At 42.9% G+C, this 17,875-nt stretch carries 20 protein-coding genes, 1 riboswitch and 1 other annotated feature; of the genes, 16 read left to right on the forward strand and 4 right to left on the reverse strand.

All coding sequences use genetic code 11. From position 1 onward, the window contains the following. The first annotated feature begins 2 nt into the window (after positions 1 to 2). From minD to pheA, 10 genes are all read left to right on the forward strand, one after another. Positions 3 to 806 (forward strand): septum site-determining protein MinD, encoded by an 804-nt coding sequence (gene minD, locus FBF75_RS11590; protein WP_017358134.1) that lies wholly within the window; start codon positions 3 to 5, stop codon positions 804 to 806. 109 nt (positions 807 to 915) lie between these two features. Further along, positions 916 to 1,707, forward strand: coding sequence for a M23 family metallopeptidase (locus tag FBF75_RS11595; RefSeq protein WP_050827517.1), 792 nt, complete (start codon positions 916 to 918; stop codon positions 1,705 to 1,707). After that, entirely contained in the window at positions 1,700 to 2,569 is an 870-nt protein-coding gene (locus FBF75_RS11600; protein ID WP_041506793.1) for a M50 family metallopeptidase, read from the forward strand. The genes FBF75_RS11595 and FBF75_RS11600 overlap by 8 nt, the downstream gene beginning before the upstream one ends. A 66-nt stretch (positions 2,570 to 2,635) precedes the next feature. Beyond that, positions 2,636 to 2,709, forward strand: a sequence feature (ribosomal protein L21 leader region). A 12-nt stretch (positions 2,710 to 2,721) separates the two neighbouring features. Beyond that, positions 2,722 to 3,030: a 50S ribosomal protein L21 gene (rplU, locus tag FBF75_RS11605; RefSeq protein WP_003216781.1), complete on the forward strand. Its 309-nt coding sequence runs from the start codon at positions 2,722 to 2,724 to the stop codon at positions 3,028 to 3,030. A 14-nt stretch (positions 3,031 to 3,044) separates the two neighbouring features. Beyond that, positions 3,045 to 3,401 (forward strand): ribosomal-processing cysteine protease Prp, encoded by a 357-nt coding sequence (locus FBF75_RS11610; RefSeq protein WP_136944764.1) that lies wholly within the window; start codon positions 3,045 to 3,047, stop codon positions 3,399 to 3,401. Next, entirely contained in the window at positions 3,394 to 3,678 is a 285-nt protein-coding gene (gene rpmA / locus FBF75_RS11615) for a 50S ribosomal protein L27 (protein ID WP_003216586.1), read from the forward strand. Before FBF75_RS11610 ends, rpmA begins: the two co-directional genes overlap by 8 nt. Positions 3,679 to 3,934: 256 nt before the next feature. Then, the gene (locus FBF75_RS11620; RefSeq protein ID WP_007501522.1) at positions 3,935 to 4,528 is read left to right on the forward strand and encodes a sporulation initiation phosphotransferase B; all 594 of its coding nucleotides are present in this window, start codon (positions 3,935 to 3,937) and stop codon (positions 4,526 to 4,528) included. Positions 4,529 to 4,549: 21 nt separating this feature from the next. Then, positions 4,550 to 5,836, forward strand: coding sequence for a GTPase ObgE (obgE, locus tag FBF75_RS11625; protein ID WP_007501521.1), 1,287 nt, complete (start codon positions 4,550 to 4,552; stop codon positions 5,834 to 5,836). Positions 5,837 to 5,891: 55 nt separating this feature from the next. Next, positions 5,892 to 6,335: an ACT domain-containing protein gene (locus FBF75_RS11630; RefSeq protein WP_008342790.1), complete on the forward strand. Its 444-nt coding sequence runs from the start codon at positions 5,892 to 5,894 to the stop codon at positions 6,333 to 6,335. Positions 6,336 to 6,353: 18 nt separating this feature from the next. Further along, entirely contained in the window at positions 6,354 to 7,232 is an 879-nt protein-coding gene (pheA, locus tag FBF75_RS11635; protein ID WP_017358133.1) for a prephenate dehydratase, read from the forward strand. 24 nt (positions 7,233 to 7,256) lie between these two features. On the opposite strand, the gene FBF75_RS11640 is transcribed toward pheA, so the two are convergent. Then, entirely contained in the window at positions 7,257 to 7,796 is a 540-nt protein-coding gene (locus FBF75_RS11640; RefSeq protein WP_136944765.1) for a transcription repressor NadR, read from the reverse strand. A gap of 2 nt (positions 7,797 to 7,798) precedes the next feature. Beyond that, positions 7,799 to 8,947, reverse strand: a complete 1,149-nt coding sequence (locus FBF75_RS11645; protein WP_136944766.1) for an IscS subfamily cysteine desulfurase — start codon at positions 8,945 to 8,947, stop codon at positions 7,799 to 7,801. A 92-nt stretch (positions 8,948 to 9,039) separates the two neighbouring features. Here FBF75_RS11645 and nadB point away from each other — a divergent pair, with 92 nt between their 5' ends. The 5 genes from nadB (at position 9,040) to FBF75_RS11670 (ending at position 14,634) form a co-directional block, all read left to right on the forward strand. Beyond that, positions 9,040 to 10,611 (forward strand): L-aspartate oxidase, encoded by a 1,572-nt coding sequence (gene nadB, locus FBF75_RS11650; protein ID WP_080995739.1) that lies wholly within the window; start codon positions 9,040 to 9,042, stop codon positions 10,609 to 10,611. Next, positions 10,593 to 11,456: a carboxylating nicotinate-nucleotide diphosphorylase gene (gene nadC / locus FBF75_RS11655; protein ID WP_017358129.1), complete on the forward strand. Its 864-nt coding sequence runs from the start codon at positions 10,593 to 10,595 to the stop codon at positions 11,454 to 11,456. The genes nadB and nadC overlap by 19 nt, the downstream gene beginning before the upstream one ends. Next, positions 11,443 to 12,552 (forward strand): quinolinate synthase NadA, encoded by a 1,110-nt coding sequence (nadA, locus tag FBF75_RS11660; protein ID WP_017358128.1) that lies wholly within the window; start codon positions 11,443 to 11,445, stop codon positions 12,550 to 12,552. Before nadC ends, nadA begins: the two co-directional genes overlap by 14 nt. Positions 12,553 to 12,683: 131 nt before the next feature. Next, the gene (safA, locus tag FBF75_RS11665) at positions 12,684 to 13,880 is read left to right on the forward strand and encodes a SafA/ExsA family spore coat assembly protein (RefSeq protein ID WP_136944767.1); all 1,197 of its coding nucleotides are present in this window, start codon (positions 12,684 to 12,686) and stop codon (positions 13,878 to 13,880) included. 133 nt (positions 13,881 to 14,013) lie between these two features. Continuing rightward, positions 14,014 to 14,634, forward strand: coding sequence for a YhcN/YlaJ family sporulation lipoprotein (locus tag FBF75_RS11670; RefSeq protein WP_035701734.1), 621 nt, complete (start codon positions 14,014 to 14,016; stop codon positions 14,632 to 14,634). A gap of 46 nt (positions 14,635 to 14,680) precedes the next feature. On the opposite strand, the gene FBF75_RS11675 is transcribed toward FBF75_RS11670, so the two are convergent. Beyond that, positions 14,681 to 15,313 (reverse strand): LysE family transporter, encoded by a 633-nt coding sequence (locus FBF75_RS11675; RefSeq protein WP_136944768.1) that lies wholly within the window; start codon positions 15,311 to 15,313, stop codon positions 14,681 to 14,683. A 238-nt stretch (positions 15,314 to 15,551) separates the two neighbouring features. Further along, positions 15,552 to 15,661, forward strand: a riboswitch (TPP riboswitch). A gap of 125 nt (positions 15,662 to 15,786) precedes the next feature. On the opposite strand from FBF75_RS11675, the gene thiC reads away from it, so the two are divergent. Next, positions 15,787 to 17,547, forward strand: a complete 1,761-nt coding sequence (gene thiC / locus FBF75_RS11680) for a phosphomethylpyrimidine synthase ThiC (RefSeq protein ID WP_136944769.1) — start codon at positions 15,787 to 15,789, stop codon at positions 17,545 to 17,547. 31 nt (positions 17,548 to 17,578) lie between these two features. On the opposite strand, the gene FBF75_RS19670 is transcribed toward thiC, so the two are convergent. Further along, entirely contained in the window at positions 17,579 to 17,728 is a 150-nt protein-coding gene (locus tag FBF75_RS19670) for a hypothetical protein (RefSeq protein WP_017367715.1), read from the reverse strand. Positions 17,729 to 17,875 lie beyond the last annotated feature (147 nt).

Below are 17,875 nucleotides of genomic sequence, written 5' to 3' on the forward strand. Positions count from 1 at the left end.
AATTGGGCGAGGCTATTGTGATTACCTCAGGAAAAGGCGGCGTTGGCAAAACAACAACATCTGCAAACTTAGGCACAGCACTAGCAATTCAAGGGAAAAAAGTGTGTCTAGTTGATACCGACATCGGCCTTCGGAATTTAGATGTCGTGATGGGGCTTGAAAACCGCATTATTTATGATCTAGTCGATGTAGTAGAAGGAAGATGCAAGATTCACCAAGCGCTTGTGAAGGATAAGCGGTTCGAGGATCTTTTGTATCTTTTACCTGCTGCTCAAACAAGCGATAAAACGGCGGTAGAGCCGGAGCAGATCAAAGAATTAATTCAATCATTGAAACAAGACTTTGATTATGTTGTCATTGATTGCCCTGCTGGAATTGAGCAAGGCTTTAAAAATGCTGTATCAGGTGCTGACAAAGCGATTGTGGTCACGACACCTGAAATTTCAGCTGTGAGAGATGCAGACCGAATTATCGGCTTGCTAGAACAAGAGGATATTGAACCGCCTCGTTTGATTGTGAACCGCATTCGTACACACATGGCGAAAAATGGCGATTCGATGGATGTGGATGAAGTTGTCCATCATTTATCAATTGATCTTCTCGGCATTGTAGCCGATGATGATGATGTCATTAAGGCTTCAAACAATGGTGAACCGATTGTCATGGATGCTAAAAATAAAGTTTCCATTGCGTATCGCAATATTGCTCGCCGCGTACTAGGTGAATCTGTTCCTCTTCAATCCTTTGAAGAAGAAAACAAAGGGATGTTTGCAAAGCTGAAAGCATTTTTCGGTGTAAGAGCATAATGATTCACGTGAGATGAGACCGATTCGATGAGAATCGGTCTTTTTGTTGCATATCATATGAGGTCGCCACATAAAATGTACAAACTGTTTGTATGTAAAGGGTGATCTTATGAAAAGAGTGGACGAGTATCGAAAGAAAATAGCGCAGCGCCGCAAAATGAAGCAGCCAGCTGCTGCCCCTAAGAAGGCAGCTTTCAAGAAGAAAGATGATATTCCGCCATGGGTCATGTTAACAGAAGAAGAAAAGCATTCTGGCTCGGCTTCCTACGAGTCAACGTCTCACCAAACGAAAAAATTTCGCCATCCGTTATTTCATTCAAATACGTTTGTGCTTAAATGTTTACTTTCTGCCTCTCTTGTACTGATTGCCGCTATTTCATTTAAAGGGCAGGCGGGGCCTTTTCAGCAGCTGAAGCCGATGATCAGTCAAACCTTTGAACAAGATTTTCAATTTGCCGCCGCCAACCGGTGGTTTGAGAAAACTGTCGGAAACCCACTTGCCTTTTTAACCGATAGAAAAGAAGGGCAAAAGGACGTACAAGCCAATCAAGAACTGGCTGTCCCTGCCTCTGGAAAAGTACAGGAATCCTTCACGCAAAATGGTGCCGGAGTCAAAGTTGAAACATCTGCTGAAGCCATCGATAGTATGAAAGAAGGCTATGTCGTAGAAGTGAAAAAGAAAAGTGATACAGGGCTCACCGTCGTGGTGCAGCATGCAGATAACAGCTACAGCTGGTACGGCCAACTAAAAGAAGCTGATGTGGCTTTATACGATTTTGTCGATAAAGGGGAAAAAATTGGTCAAATTGCGCTTGATGAACAAGGCAAGGGGACATATTACTTTGCCATTAAGCAAAATGAACAGTTTATTGATCCCATTCAGGTGATGACCTTTGAATAGATGGCTGCTCATGCTGACAAAGGTCCATGTTCACCCGCTCCTTTGGATAGTCATGGCATTTGCCATGCTATCAGGTCAAATTAAGCCGCTGCTTTGTCTGCTCATTATCGTCTGTGTCCATGAGCTTGGACATGCAGCGGCTGCTTGTTATTATCACTGGCGGATTCGGCGGATTTTTTTACTGCCATTTGGCGGGGCGGTAGAAGTAGAAGAGCACGGGAACCGTCCGCTAAAAGAAGAGCTGGCGGTCATTTTATGCGGACCGCTTCAGCATGTCCCGCTCCAGCTCGTCGCCTGGCTTCTCATGGAAGCCTCACTTATCTCATATGACGTCTTTACGATGTTTACTTTTTATAATGTAGCGATTTTTCTAGTGAACCTTTTGCCCATTTGGCCACTTGATGGCGGGAAATTATTCTTTTTGCTCTTATCTGTTTTTTACCCTTTTCAACAGGCACATGCCCTTGCAATAAAAGGCTCTCTCATTTTTTTCGGTCTTTTGACAGCAGGGTTGCTCTGTTTTGCTCCGCTGCAATTCAACGGCTGGATCCTGCTCACTTTTTTAGCCTACTCGCTTGTGATGGAACACCGGCAGCGGCATTATATCAGGGTACGTTTTTTACTAGAACGTTATTATGGTAAAAAAGAGCAAAAGGTAGAGAAACTCATTCCACTGAGAGCGGGTGCTGAGGAGAAAATATATGAAGTGATGGCGCGATTCCAAAGGGGCTGTAAGCATCCCATTATTATCGAACGGAATGGTGTGAAAATGAGCCAGCTCGATGAAAATGAATTGCTCCATGCTTATTTTTCAGATCGAAGAACCACCTCTTCCATGGAAGATCTTCTTTTACCGTACTAATGGTGAAAATACATTGACATTCAGCGTCTAATTTGATATATTTTTTAATGTTATGGATATGTAGCACCCGTGCTACAACCGCGCGGAGCAGGTGTAAAGTGCCTATTGGCCCCCTGTATTCGGCGAGTCTGAGTTTATTAGGAGGTGCAGAGATGTACGCAATTATCGAAACTGGTGGTAAACAAGTAAAAGTTGAAGAAGGTCAAACTGTTTATGTTGAAAAACTAGCTGCTGAAGCAGGTGAAACAGTTACTTTCGAAAACGTATTGTTTGTCGGCGGAGACACTGTCAAAGTGGGTAACCCTTCAGTTGCTGGAGCAACAGTAACGGCTAAAGTTGAAAAACAAGGTCGCGGTAAGAAAATTACTGTGTTCAAGTACAAACCGAAGAAAAACAACCACAAGAAACAAGGTCATCGTCAACCTTACACTAAAGTTGTTATCGAAAAAATCAACGCTTAAGGCGTGTGAGTGATATGATCAAAGCAACCATTACTCGGTCGCCAGCAGATGAAAGCATTACGTCTTTTCAAATGACTGGACATGCCGAGTTTGCTGAAAAAGGTCAGGATCTCGTTTGTGCAGGTGTATCTGCTGTTGTTTTCGGGTCAGTCAATTCAATTATTGCACTGACAGGAATGGATCCACTGCTTGATATTGGAGATGAAGGCGGGTATTTCTCTTTTGAACTGCCAGCTGATACAGATCCAGTCACCTTTGAAAAAGCCCAGTTGCTTTTAGAAGGCATGGTCGTTTCCTTAGAAACAATTGAACGAGATTATCACGATTATGTGAGAATCTACAAAAAAATAGGAGGTGAACTTCATGCTTAGATTAGATCTTCAATTTTTCGCATCTAAAAAAGGGGTAGGTTCTACAAAGAACGGACGTGACTCTGAGTCTAAACGTTTAGGCGCTAAACGTGCTGATGGTCAATTCGTAACTGGTGGTTCTATCCTTTATCGTCAACGTGGAACGAAAATCTATCCAGGTGAAAACGTTGGACGCGGAGGCGACGACACTCTTTTCGCTAAAATCGACGGAACGGTTAAATTCGAACGTTTCGGTCGTGACCGTAAAAAAGTGAGCGTATATCCTGCGGCACAATAATTGCTAAAAACTCCGGTCATTGACTGGAGTTTTTTTCACTTTTACAAGCAGTACCGAAGATGATAAAAGAAGATGCACTCCATAAATATCAAAGAACGTTTGCTGACTTTGCCTCATTTTCTCCTATACGATCAGAAAAAACAACCTTTCCTCACATAACTAGTGTTTTTCTAAGCTGTCTTCTCTGTTATAATTCAGGGAGACATATTGATGATAAGACTCCTAAAAGAGAGACCAAACGATTGGGAGTGCGATAATGGAAGAGATACCAAGTAAACAAAACGAAAAATTAACTCACGTTGCATTAACGAATGAATTGATCCATCTGCTTAGTCGTTCAAGACACGACTGGATGAATAAATTGCAGTTAATCAAAGGCAACTTGACATTAGAAAAATATGACCGAGTGTTTGAAATAATAGAAGAAATGGTCATTGAAGCACAGCATGAATCCAAACTCTCAAATTTAAAAATTCCCCAATTGGCCTATTACTTTCTAACCTTTAATTGGGAGTCGCATTTTATCACCCTAGAATATGAAGTGCTTGGTGAAACCCGAGACTTATCAGCATATGAATCGCAGCTGCTAACGGTATCACGGGAGTTGTTTTCGATATTCGATCAATCAGTTTGCCAAAAAACTGAAAATCATTTAACGGTCACTTTCCAAACGGATCATGAAGAGAATGATGTGATCTTATATTTTGATTTCAAAGGAAAATTAACAAGTTTGGATGCGTTAAATGCGTTTCATGACGCAAACTATCCATGTATGAGTATAACGCAATTTCATGTGACGAATCATGAGTCCATGATTGAGCTTTGTTTGAGGCAAGAACGAGATATGTGATGCAGAGAAACGGAGGAAGTTATGTTTGTAGATCAGGTTAAAGTGTATGTTAAAGGCGGTGACGGCGGAAACGGTATGGTGGCGTTCCGTCGTGAAAAATATGTGCCAAAAGGCGGGCCAGCAGGCGGCGACGGCGGAAATGGTGCAGATGTAGTATTTGAAGTAGACGAAGGACTCAGAACGTTAATGGACTTTCGTTATAAGCGTCATTTCAAGGCGGACCGCGGTGAGCATGGAATGAGTAAAAACCAGCATGGTCGAAATGCGGAAGAAATGATTGTTAAAGTTCCGCCGGGTACAGTTGTGACAGATGCTGAGACGGAACAAGTACTAGCTGACTTGACAGAGCATGGACAGCGGGCTGTGATTGCCAAAGGTGGACGTGGCGGACGTGGAAATTCACGCTTCGCAACACCAGCAAACCCTGCACCACAGCTGTCTGAAAACGGTGAGCCAGGTAAAGAACGTGACGTCATCTTAGAATTAAAAGTACTTGCAGATGTTGGACTTGTTGGTTTCCCAAGTGTCGGGAAGTCAACGCTGCTTTCGATTGTCTCTTCTGCGAAACCAAAAATTGCGGATTATCATTTTACAACGCTTGTGCCAAACCTCGGAGTTGTTGAAACCGACGATAACCGAAGCTTTGTCATGGCGGATCTGCCAGGACTGATCGAAGGAGCGCACGAAGGTGTTGGCTTAGGTCATCAATTTTTACGCCACATTGAACGTACACGTGTCATTGTCCATGTCATTGATATGTCTGGACTTGAAGGGCGTGACCCATACGAAGATTACGTGACGATTAACGAAGAGCTTGAGCAATACAATATGAGATTGACAGAGCGTCCGCAAATCATTGTAGCGAACAAAATGGACATGCCGGATGCAGCTGACAATCTAGCGGCATTTAAAGAAAAATTAACAGATGACTATAAAGTGTTCCCAATTAGTGCGATCACAAGAGAAGGGCTTCGTGAGCTCTTATTTGAAATCGCCAATCAGCTTGAAACAACACCGGAATTCCCGCTCTACAATGAAGAAGAGCTCTCTGATAACCGTGTGATGTACAAGTTTGATGAAGGAGAAGCAGCATTTGAGATCTCAAGAGATCCTGATGGTACGTTTGTCTTAACTGGTAAAGCACTTGAGCGACTGTTTAAGATGACAGATTTCTCAAGAGACGAGTCAGTGAAACGATTCTCTAGACAGCTGCGCGGAATGGGCGTTGATGATGCCCTGCGTGAACGTGGTGCAAAAGATGGAGACATCATTCGTCTGCTTGAATTTGAATTTGAATTTATCGATTGATCAAAAGGAGGGTCCAGTTCATGGGCTCTCCCGTTTTTAAAAGGGGAGAAAACAGGTGAAAGAAGAAACGTTCTATTTAGTAAGAGAGGATGTACTTCCGGATGCGATGCGAAAAACGCTTGAAGTCAAAAAGCTTCTCGATCGCAAAAAAGCGGATTCAGTTGCCGATGCTGTTCAAAAAGCGGATTTAAGCCGCAGTGCTTTTTATAAATATCGAGATGCTGTTTTTCCATTTTATACAATGGTCAAAGAGCAGATCATCACATTGTTTTTCCACCTGGAGGATCGGTCTGGGGCTTTGTCTAGGCTGCTGCAAATTGTGGCTGACTCTGGTTGTAATGTGTTATCCATTCACCAAACGATTCCGCTGCAAGGAAGAGCGAATGTTACCCTGTCGATCAGTACGGCCGGCATGGCAGATGATATCAATACAGTCATGAATCAATTAAGAAAACTTGAATTTGTCGAAAAAGTTGAAATTCTAGGTTCTGGGGCGTAAAAGGAGAGATCATAGCAGATGAAGCAATTAACGGTAGGTTACTTTGGACCAGAGGCCACATTTACTCATTTGGCTGTCTGTTCTTGTTTTCCAAAAGATGCAGAGCAGCGGGCTTATGCAACCATTCCGCAATGTATGGATGCCGTGTCAAAGGGAGAAGTAGATTTGGCGGTCGTTCCACTTGAAAATGCACTCGAAGGATCTGTGAACTTAACAATTGATTATTTAATTCATGAGGACGCTTTGTCCATTGTGGGCGAAATGACAGCACCGATTCGCCAGCACCTGCTTGTCCATCCATCGAGAGCGGAGAGCTGGGAGACATTAGATGTGATTCAGTCACATCCGCACGCCATTGCGCAGTGTCATCAATTTTTGAAGAGACAGTTTCCTAATATCCCGCATCGGCCAGTGGAATCAACAGGCTATGCAGCAAAATACATCAGTGAGCATCCAGATGAAGCTGTTGGTGCGATTGCGAATGAAATCGCCGCAAAAACGTACGGATTGACGATTGCGAAAAAAGACATTCATGATTATCCGCACAATCATACACGTTTTGTTATTTTACATAAAGAGGCGAAGGCATCGTTCCCAATGAATTCTGGTTTTTCTTCAAAGCCAAAAACGACCATTGTTGTCAGCCTGCCAAAGGATGATCAGTCTGGTGCATTGCACCGCGTGTTATCAGCTTTTTCATGGCGGAATCTCAATTTGTCCAAAATTGAATCGCGTCCGACAAAAACAGGCCTTGGACACTATTTATTTATCATTGATATCGAAAAAGAGATGGATGATGTACTTGTCCCTGGGGCCATTCAAGAATTAGAAGCGATTGGCTGTGAAGTGAAACTACTCGGCAGCTATCAAACATATGAATTAACGAATGAAAAATAGTGTCCTCTTGGGGACACTATTTTTTTAGTCTTTAATGAGAAATCCAGCGTCATCAAGCGCTTGAATGGCTTGGTCAAGCTGCTTTTGGCTGTATGAAGTAAGGGTATGTAAGTGTACGCCGTCTGTCAGCTCTGATAAGTAGGAGGCGCCCGTATTAGAAATATGATGAACGAAGTCAGCCACTTGTTTGCGCGTACTCACTCGAATAGAGGCCGTCAGCTCCCCGTAGACAGGGTGCTCAATGATCACGTCTTTCACCGTTACACCGTAGTCTACAATCAGTGTCAGCTCCTCTTCTGTAAGATGAGGATCGTGCTTGCAAGCGATAATCTGTTCAATTTCAGTTTCCGGTGTATGCTGCGCCATATACACATAGCCTTGGCTTGTGGCAATAATGGGTTCGTTTTTTGCTTTGAGTAATGAAATATCTTGTACAATGACTTGTCGTGAGACAGCGGCTTTTTTAGCTAAAAAACTTCCGGTGAGTGGTGTATCAGTCTCTTGTAGCCACTTTAAAATGGCGTTTCTTCTTTCTTCGCCAATGAGTTTTCTCTCTTGTTCCACGTTTATGCTCCTTTCTTCTCCTTTTGCAAGCTTTCAAATGTATGCAAAAGCTGATCGATGTCATCCTTTGATGATCCTCGTCCAAATGATAGTCGAATGAATTGAAGGGCATCACGATCTGATACATGTAATGCCTTTACAGCAGGGGAAGGGTGATGATAACCAGAAGCGCATGCACTTCCTGTGGATATACAAATCCCATGCCGGTTACAAGCTAACATTACATATTGTCCTTCAAACCCTTCAAAAAAACAACCAATAATATGAGACAGCATGCGGCGCTGGTCACTTTCTTGCAGCATGCGGACAGGCAGCTTCCGTTTTTTTAGCTGCTGAAGAAAATAATCACGAAGCTGAATATCCAGCTGCTGCTGTTGATCTATTTTCAACATGATTTGCTCGCTCGCGGCAACAAAAGCACCGATGCATGGAACGTTCACTGTCCCTGGGCGTAGACCATTTTCCTGTACAGTATCTTGATATATAGGCTTCCAAGGGACATGTGCCCCCATATAGACAGCACCGGCGCCCTTAGGTGCATAAACTTTATGACTCGAAATGGAGAGGGCATCAACCCCAAGTTCTTTAATCGACACATGCATTTTTCCGAATGTCTGCACTGCATCTGTATGAAAAAGAATATCTCTTTCTTTTAAGAGCGTTGCTAATTCAGCTAATGGCTGAATAATCCCAGTTTCTGAGTTGGCATGCTGGATGGATACTAGTCCGGTTTCAGGCAATAGAGCCTGTTTGAGAATCTCCTTTGTGATAATTCCTTCTTGATTCGGTTCTATGACCGTCACCTTCACACCGAGACGCTGTAAGGCATTGACCGCATGATGAACGGAAGGGTGCTCTACTGATGTGGTAATGACATGCTGTTTATGTGGAGGCAGCCCATTTATGATCGATTGAATCGCAAGGATATTGGATTCAGTTCCGCCACTTGTAAAGTAAATGCCATCAGGTTCGCCCCCTAGAATCGCTGCAAGTGATTGTCTGCTGTAAGCCAAGATTTCATTTGCTTTTCCTCCTGCATCATGCAGGCTGCTCGCATTTCCGTAACATTCTTTGCTCAACTGCTGAAATACATGCAGTGATTCCTCAGAAACAGGTGTAGAAGCTGCATAATCTAAATAAATCAAATCCATCCATCTCCTGTGTGAAAATTTTTTCTTGTATTTATTGTAGTGTTGTGTAATGATATGTGTCAAGACAGGTGTAAATGACAGGAGGGGCAATTGTGTCATCTATCAAAAAAGTCATTGTGGTGGGGTCGGGCATTGCGGCTCTTTCCTTTGTGAATACGATCTCAGAGAACTGCCAAGTCATCATGATGACAAAAAAACAATTTTCCTCTAGTAATTCCATGCTCGCACAAGGGGGAATCGCTGCAGCCTTTTCCGCACATGATTCTGTCGATCAGCATGTGCAAGACACTTTAGCTGCGGGGTGTGGTCACAATGATGACAAAACTGTACAGGAGATCGTCCATCATGGAAAAGATCTTGTAAAGAAGCTCGTAGAAGAGGGCTGCCCATTTGATCGAGATGAAACGGGAATTCCGCAGTTAGGTAAAGAGGGAGCCCATACGACCCATCGTATTCTGCATGCAGGAGGAGATCAAACGGGAAAAACCCTCGTGCAGTTTTTGAAAGGGAAGCTCGGCTCACACATTCATGTATACGAAAATCATCATGTCATGGATCTATTAGTTCATGAAGGGGTATGTACCGGTGTTGTGTGGAAAGACGAAAAAGGTCATGTACATACAATGACCGCGGATGCAGTTGTATTATCCACTGGCGGCTGTGGATCCTTATATGAAACAAACACAAATGATCCGTCTGTGACAGGAGATGGTCTGATGATGGCCTATCGCGCAGGGGCACAGCTAGTAGATCTCGAATTTGTGCAATTCCATCCGACCCTTTTGACCACTTCAGGTAAAGCGATCGGTCTCGTATCAGAGGCAGTCAGGGGAGAGGGCGCCTATTTAGAAGATGAATCAGGCAGGCGGATCATGAAAGGAATCCACCCGCAGAGCGATTTAGCGCCTAGAGATGTGGTGGCAAGGACCATTTTCCATGAGCAGCAACTCGGTCATTCCATTTATCTTAACATCCGTGATATTCCGCATTTTTCTGCACGTTTTCCTGCGATTGCTTCGATGTGTCAGCGTGCGGGAGTTGATATGGCAAGCGGAAGGCTGCCAGTTTCACCCGGTATGCACTTTTTAATGGGTGGAATTAAGGTGAATGAACATGGAGAAACAACTGTTCCATCACTTTTCGCCATTGGTGAAGTAGCTTGTACAGGTTTACACGGCGCCAATCGACTGGCAAGTAATTCGCTCTTAGAAGGTCTCGTTTTAGGAAACAAGGCGGCACGGTATGTTGAGCGGTTGCAAGCCCAGCAAGATAAAAACCCTGCTCTTTCCATTCAAGAAGTATGGTCTGTCCCAACGGTGTCACAGGCTCAGCTCAGAAAATGGATGACAGCATATGCCGCAATTGTGAGAGATGAGAAAGGCTTACAGACTTTGCTCGATCATTTAGAACAAGTCTCTTTTCAGCAAATCAATGTGAAGAATATCACAAATGAACAGATCGAAATAACGAATCAATGGGCTTTAGCCATATGCCTTGTCAAATCCGCATTACTCCGAACAGAAAGCAGGGGCGGTCATTATCGCACCGATTATCCAAATCGGCACGATGCTTCGTGGCGAGCAAAACAGATTGTACATGAACAGGGCCATATTTATACCGTAAAAAATGAAAGGATTGGTGCCAAATGGAACGTTTACAGTTAAAGCAAATGCTCACTCATTTTTTAAAAGAAGATATTGGGTTTGGAGATGTATCCGCTGATGCCATCTTTGGAGACAAGAAAGGAACAGCTTACATCATGGCGAAACAATCAGGCGTATTGGCCGGGACACAAGTCATTGATATGGGATACAAACTGCTGAATGAACAAGTTCAAACTGAGCTGTTTTTCCAGGAAGGTGATTGGATTCATGAAGGGGCTGTACTGGCACAAATAACTGGTCCCGTCAACGACTTGCTGAAAGGGGAGCGGGTGGTGTTGAATATCCTGCAAAGAATGACAGGGATTGCTACACTAACGCATGAAGCAGTAGAGCGATTAGCTGATCCGTCTATTACGATTTGTGATACGAGAAAGACGACACCCGGTCTGCGCATGCTGGAGAAGTACGCAGTAAAAGTTGGAGGCGGAAAGAATCATCGTTTCGGCTTATCCGATGGGGTGATGATTAAAGATAATCATATTGCGGCTTGTGGTTCTATCAGGGAAGCTGTGGAGAAAGCAAGAGCATACGCCGGTCATATGGTGAAAATTGAAGTGGAAATTGAATCAGAAGCACAGCTGATGGAAGCCATTGAAGCCAAAGCAGATGTCATCATGTTTGACAACTGCTCTCCAGACGAAGTGAAGCGCTTTAAACAAATGACCCCTGAAACTATATTGACAGAGGCATCAGGCGGCATCACGTTAGAGAATGTGGCTAACTACCGAGGGACAGGTGTAGACCTTATTTCACTTGGATTTCTCACACATTCTGCTCCATCATTCGATTTTAGTATGAATATGGAATTCAGCCATAAAGGGGGAACGACTCATGTCCATGCTTGATGTGTTAGCAGCGCAGCATACAGCCATGATGCCAGATGAATATAAACAGCGCTCTTATGATGAAATGAAAGAGAGAGTATTAGAGATTAAACGCGCTTTTGGATCAAAGCTTTTTATACCGGGTCATCATTATCAAAAAGATGAAGTCATCCAATTTGCTGATGTGACAGGTGATTCATTGCAGCTTGCACAAATTGCTGCTGACAATCACGAAGCAGAATACATTGTATTTTGCGGGGTTCATTTTATGGCAGAAACGGCCGATATGTTATCAAAAAAGAATCAGCACGTCTTTTTGCCAGATATGAGAGCAGGTTGTTCAATGGCAGATATGGCGAATATGAAACAAACAGACAGGGCGTGGGATCAGCTCACTGAGCTGTTTGGAGATACGATCCTTCCGCTGACTTATGTAAACTCAACGGCTGATATTAAAGCATTTGTCGGCAAACATGGCGGATCGACTGTCACATCTTCAAACGCTAAAAAAGTATTGGAGTGGGCGCTGACCCAAAAAGAGCGGATTCTTTTTCTTCCTGATCAGCATTTAGGGCGTAACACGGCCTATGATTTAGGGATTCCGCTAGAGGAAATGGCTGTCTGGGATCAAATAGAAGAAAAGCTCATCACCGACCAACCGCTTCATCGAATCAAAATGATTTTATGGAAAGGTCATTGCTCTGTTCATGAGAAATTTACCATTGAGAATATTGAACAAATGAGAAAACGTGACCGTGACATACAGATTCTTGTTCATCCAGAGTGTACGCATGAAGTCGTAAAGGCATCTGATCTAGCTGGTTCAACAAAATTTATTATTGATACGATCAAGCAGGCACCAGCAGGAAGCAAGTGGGCCATTGGAACAGAAATGAATTTAGTGAAACGCATCATTGACCAGCACCCTGACAAACAAATTGAATCCCTCAATCCAGATATGTGTCCATGTTTGACAATGAACCGTATTGACCTGCCTCATCTACTATGGTCACTTGAAAGCATTGAAAAAGGGGAGCCAGTCGGTTTGATTCAAGTGGATGAAGAGACGACAAAAGAGGCATTGCTCGCTTTAAATAAGATGCTGACCATTAAATAATGAAGTGTCCCCTCCTATCAGAAAACAAGTTTTTATCATATCGGCTTGTAAATAGGCATAAATTTATGTTGAAACATATTGTACTTCTGACATAACCGCTACGTTCACGTTTTGCATAGGAGGGGAAAACGTTGAAAATTCATATTGTGCAAAAAGGAGACTCCCTTTGGAAAATTTCAAAGAAGTACGGAGTCGACTTTCAAGAATTGAAAAAATTAAATTCACAGCTCAGTAATCCAGATTTGATCATGCCAGGAATGAAAATCAAAATTCCATCTAGTGGTGTTCCTGTAAAAACCGATCATCACAAAGCAAAAGAAATGCCAAAAGCAAAAGAACACCCGTATGTAAAAGAAAAGCCAAAGGATGTCGTGCAAGTTCAAGATACGAAGCCGAAGGAAAAACCGAATGAACCGGTACCTTATGTGCCACCAGTACCAAAGATTGAGCAGCCAGTTTTTCCACAAGTTGATGTAAACTATTATCAGACGAATCTCTACCAGCCATTCACGCCTCCTCCCAAAAAAGAACATCATGAGAAAAAAGATCACGTTCATGAAAAGAAAGATCATGTTCATGAGAAAAAGGATCATAAAGATCACAAGGACCATTTTCATCATGAAAATAAGGATCATTTCAAAGATGAAGTGGCAAAGGGATATGATCCATTCATTCATATCCCACATCAAAAAGAGGAGGGAAAAGAAATGGAGCATAGTAATTACCCAAACCTTCCTAATTTCCCGCAAATGCCGAATGTTGGAGGGGCAGCAGTAGGGGGCATGGCTGAAAATAAAGAGCATCACCACCATCATCAAGAGTCATATGATCCTTATTATGGTTATGGTCATTACATGCCAGCAATGTATCCATATCCGCAACAAATGGTACCCGTTTCTCCTATTTTACCGGGATCAGGCCTTTGTTATCCGGTACAGCCGTATTATCACCATCACATGATGCCGTACCCTTACCCGGCGGCTCAGCCGTATTATCCTGCGTATCAAGCACCGGCTTATTACGGTGAAAATCATGAGCATCATGCAAACGACGGGCATCACTGGCACCACCATATGCATCCAAATGCAGGCGCGAATGTGAATGCCAATGTCAATCAAGGCTTTTATCCAAGCGCTCCAAATGAAGCATATGGCAAGGAAGACTGCGGATGCGATGATGGGATGAAGCATCATCAGCCATGGCCTGGACATTATCCAAATCCTGTTCCATATGGTCAAATGGGTGCTTATCCAGCTCAGCCTTATATGCAGCAGCCTTATCAAAACCCATCTGTTTTTGCAAGACCAGAAGAAGACGAAGAAGATTAATGACACAAGGGACGATCTCAATCGTTCCTTTTTTTGTTTATAACTGACAGCTTGTTTTTGTCCTCAACTGTACATGCTAATACAGAGCCTGTTTTGCGCTCATGAGATTCAATTTGTACAGGGGGTTTTTCGTTTGAGACAAAAATGGCAAAAAACAATCGCCTTAGTGCTTCTACCTATTGGATTAACGGCATGTGGTACAAATAACAATGCGGGTGTAGATACACGTCATAATCAATCTGGCCAGCCAGTTGGATACCACTCCAATCAACAGGCAACAGACAACAATCAAGATCATCAAGGACCGGTTTCTGAGCTTATGGAGGGAATGAATGGAAGAAATACAACGAATGTTGATGATCGTTCACGCCCTACACAGGATCAAGTGAGAATGCCACTTACTGGTGGAGATGGACGCTACAGTCATGGAGATATGAACTATCATAACCAAATGTCGTTCTCTGGCTACGATAAACAAGAGAACATCCAGCGTTCAAGAAAAATTGCCAACCGAGTGAACAAAATGAACCATGTGACAGACTCACAAGTCATGGTGACGGATGAAAATGTGTATATTGCTCTTAAAACAGATGGGCGCTTGACATCAGAGGGTGTATCACAAGTAGAAGAAGCAGCGAATCGTTATGCAGATGGTAGAGCTGTCCAAGTCATTAAAGACGAAGGCGCATTTACACGCTTCAGAGATATGAGAAAAACGCAATTTGAAACAGGTCAGACAGGCATGACCCGATAGGCTGGAATAAAAAAGGCTAAAGTTCATGACGAACTTTAGCCTTTCTTTAAAAATAAACTTTGATCCCGATATAAAATTCATAAAAGAAATAACAGCCAAATCCAAGTAATAAAATACCGGCAATAATGGATGTCCACTTAATCATTGTTCGATTCATCACTTTTCTTGTTAGGGAAACAATCGTGAGAAGACCGATGTCATGAAGAAGAATCCCTGCCAAAATACCCGCAGCAGCCAATATAAATTCAGATGAATTTGTATTCGTATAAGCATCTGCCAGTACAGCACCAAACACAGATACCCAGAACACAAGGTTTCCAGGGGATACCGCGACGAGCAACCCATTTCGGTATGTTTTGGTGAATGATTTATTCACTTTTTCTCCTGCTAAATGGATGTCTTGATTCGCATTTTTAATCGAATCGTAGGCAAGAATCATTAAAAAGATGGCACCGATCAGCCAGAGCGGAATTTGGATAAAGGGCAAAGATAAAAATTGAGCAAATCCAGCATATAAAGCCAAGATGAGCAATATATCGATGGTCATACCACCAGCGCCTACAGTTAATCCATGAAAGAATCCGTTTTTTAATCCCTGCTTTGTCATTTCAACCGTGATCGCTCCAACAGGTAGAGCAATTGAGAATCCAACGACGATAAATGTAAGAAATGTTTGCAATCGACTAGAACTTCCTTTGAATCATGTTTGTATAAAAATTCTCCGTTTAGATTAATTATACATATTAGGAGAAAAGGATCAATGATTATTTCTGATTTAATCGAAATGAGAGAGATAAATCGTGTATAGAAAGATGTATATCGTGAAGATCGTGTATTCATTGTAGGGGAAAGGAACTATTTTCCTAAAACTTCTTTTTTTCATTTCTCAGCTATGCTACACTGTTGTGGAAATCAATATAAGTGACTAGGGGTGCCCGGAAATGCGGGCTGAGAGAGAAGACAAGCTTCTTAACCCTTTGGACCTGATCTGGCTCGTACCAGCGTGGGGAAGTTGAAGATGATACATGTGCCATATGAATGGCATACATGTTTTTTTCTGACGACAAACCAGGTTCTTTACATAGAATCTGGTTTTTTGCTGGTGCTGATTCCATCCTGACCGGTCACACGAAAAGAAGGAGAGAACAGCAAATGAATGAAAAGACAAATGTTCCATCAACGCAATCTTTATTATCAAACTTTGAAGGCAGTCGAAAGGTATATGAACAAGGCTCGAGACCTGACATTTTGGTGCCAAAAAGAGAAATCGTGCTCACAAATACAGTGACACAAGCAGGTGATATCCAAAATGAACCGATTCGTGTGTACGATACAAGTGGACCGTATACAGATGAGGAGGCTCATATTGATGTCACAAAGGGATTAAAGCGCCTGAGATCAGCATGGATTAAGGAAAGAGAAGATACTGAAAGTTATGAAGGGCGTCAAGTAAAGCCAGAAGATAATGGATATCGCTTGAATGGGAAAGAATCCTTTCAAGCTGCCCATACAGATTTTCATCATGTGCCGCTCCGCGGGAAACAAGGTGCTTGTGTGACGCAAATGCATTATGCAAAAAAGGGGATCATTACGCCTGAAATGGAGTTTATCGCTTTGAGAGAACAGCTAAGTCCTGAGTTTGTTAGAGAGGAAGTGGCTAGTGGAAGAGCGGTCATTCCAGCGAATATCAACCATCCTGAAAGTGAGCCGATGATCATCGGGAAGAATTTTCACGTGAAAATTAATGCGAATATTGGCAATTCAGCTGTGACATCGTCCATTGAAGAAGAGGTAGAGAAGATGACATGGGCAATTAGATGGGGGGCAGATACGATGATGGATCTGTCTACAGGAAAGGACATTCACACAACGAGAGAATGGATTATCCGCAATTGCCCAGTCCCAGTAGGAACGGTTCCAATTTATCAGGCACTTGAAAAAGTGAATGGAATCGCAGAAAATTTGACGTGGGAAGTATACCGAGACACATTAATTGAACAGGCAGAGCAAGGGGTTGACTATTTCACCATTCATGCGGGCGTCCTCTTAAGGTATATTCCGCTCACAGTCGACCGGGTCACTGGAATTGTTTCAAGAGGCGGAGCCATTATGGCAAGATGGTGTCTCGCTCATCATCAAGAGAACTTTCTGTATACCCATTTTGAAGAAATTTGTGAAATCATGAAAACGTATGACATTGCCTTTTCGCTTGGGGACGGGCTCAGACCTGGATCCATTGCGGACGCAAATGACGAAGCGCAGTTTGCAGAGCTGGAAACGTTAGGGGAATTGACAGAGATCGCTTGGAAACATGATGTACAGGTCATGATTGAAGGACCTGGTCATGTTCCAATGGATAAAATCAAAGAGAATGTCGATAAGCAGATGGAGATATGCAAAGAGGCACCTTTTTATACGTTAGGTCCTCTAACAACAGATATTGCACCGGGATATGATCATATTACATCCGCGATCGGTGCGGCGATGATCGGCTGGTACGGAACCGCCATGCTGTGCTATGTGACACCAAAAGAGCATTTAGGTCTGCCGAACAAAGAAGATGTAAGAGAAGGCGTCATCGCCTATAAAATTGCCGCACATGTAGCTGATGTAGCAAAAGGACATCCTGCTGCTCAAAAGCGTGATGATGCCTTATCAAAAGCGAGATTTGAATTCAGATGGCGGGATCAATTTCACCTGTCACTTGACCCAGAACGAGCGCTGGCATTCCATGATGAAACATTGCCTGCTGAAGGTGCTAAAACCGCTCATTTTTGTTCCATGTGTGGACCAAAGTTTTGCAGTATGAAAATATCCCATGACATCCGCAACCAATCAGAAGAAGTGAAAAGAGAGATGGAGAAGAAGGCAAAAGAGTTTATCAATCAAGGCAGCCAAATCTATCAATCCTAAAAAAAACCTCGCACTCCTCTAGTGCGGGGTTTTATAAAACGGCTGAAATGGCTTTTCTTACGAGGTGCAAAAATGCTCTTACTGCAATCGCCATCGTTTCAACACTTGGGATGAGGGCATCTGTTAAATGAAATAGAACTGTTTGTCTTTCTGGAGATGTTCGTTTTTTCTTTTGTTTCATAAAGACAGCCTCCTTTTCATTCAATATACTTCTTTTGAAGCGTATCTAGATAGATATGTTGTGCGAATTTAAACAAAATTTAAACTTCTTGTGTTTAGAAGGAAAGAAGCAGGGGAAACGGATTGAATAGAGAATGAATGAAAAGAG

The organism is Bacillus sp. S2(2019), assembly GCF_005144805.1.
In the GTDB taxonomy this organism is placed as follows: domain Bacteria; phylum Bacillota; class Bacilli; order Bacillales; family Bacillaceae; genus Bacillus; species Bacillus altitudinis.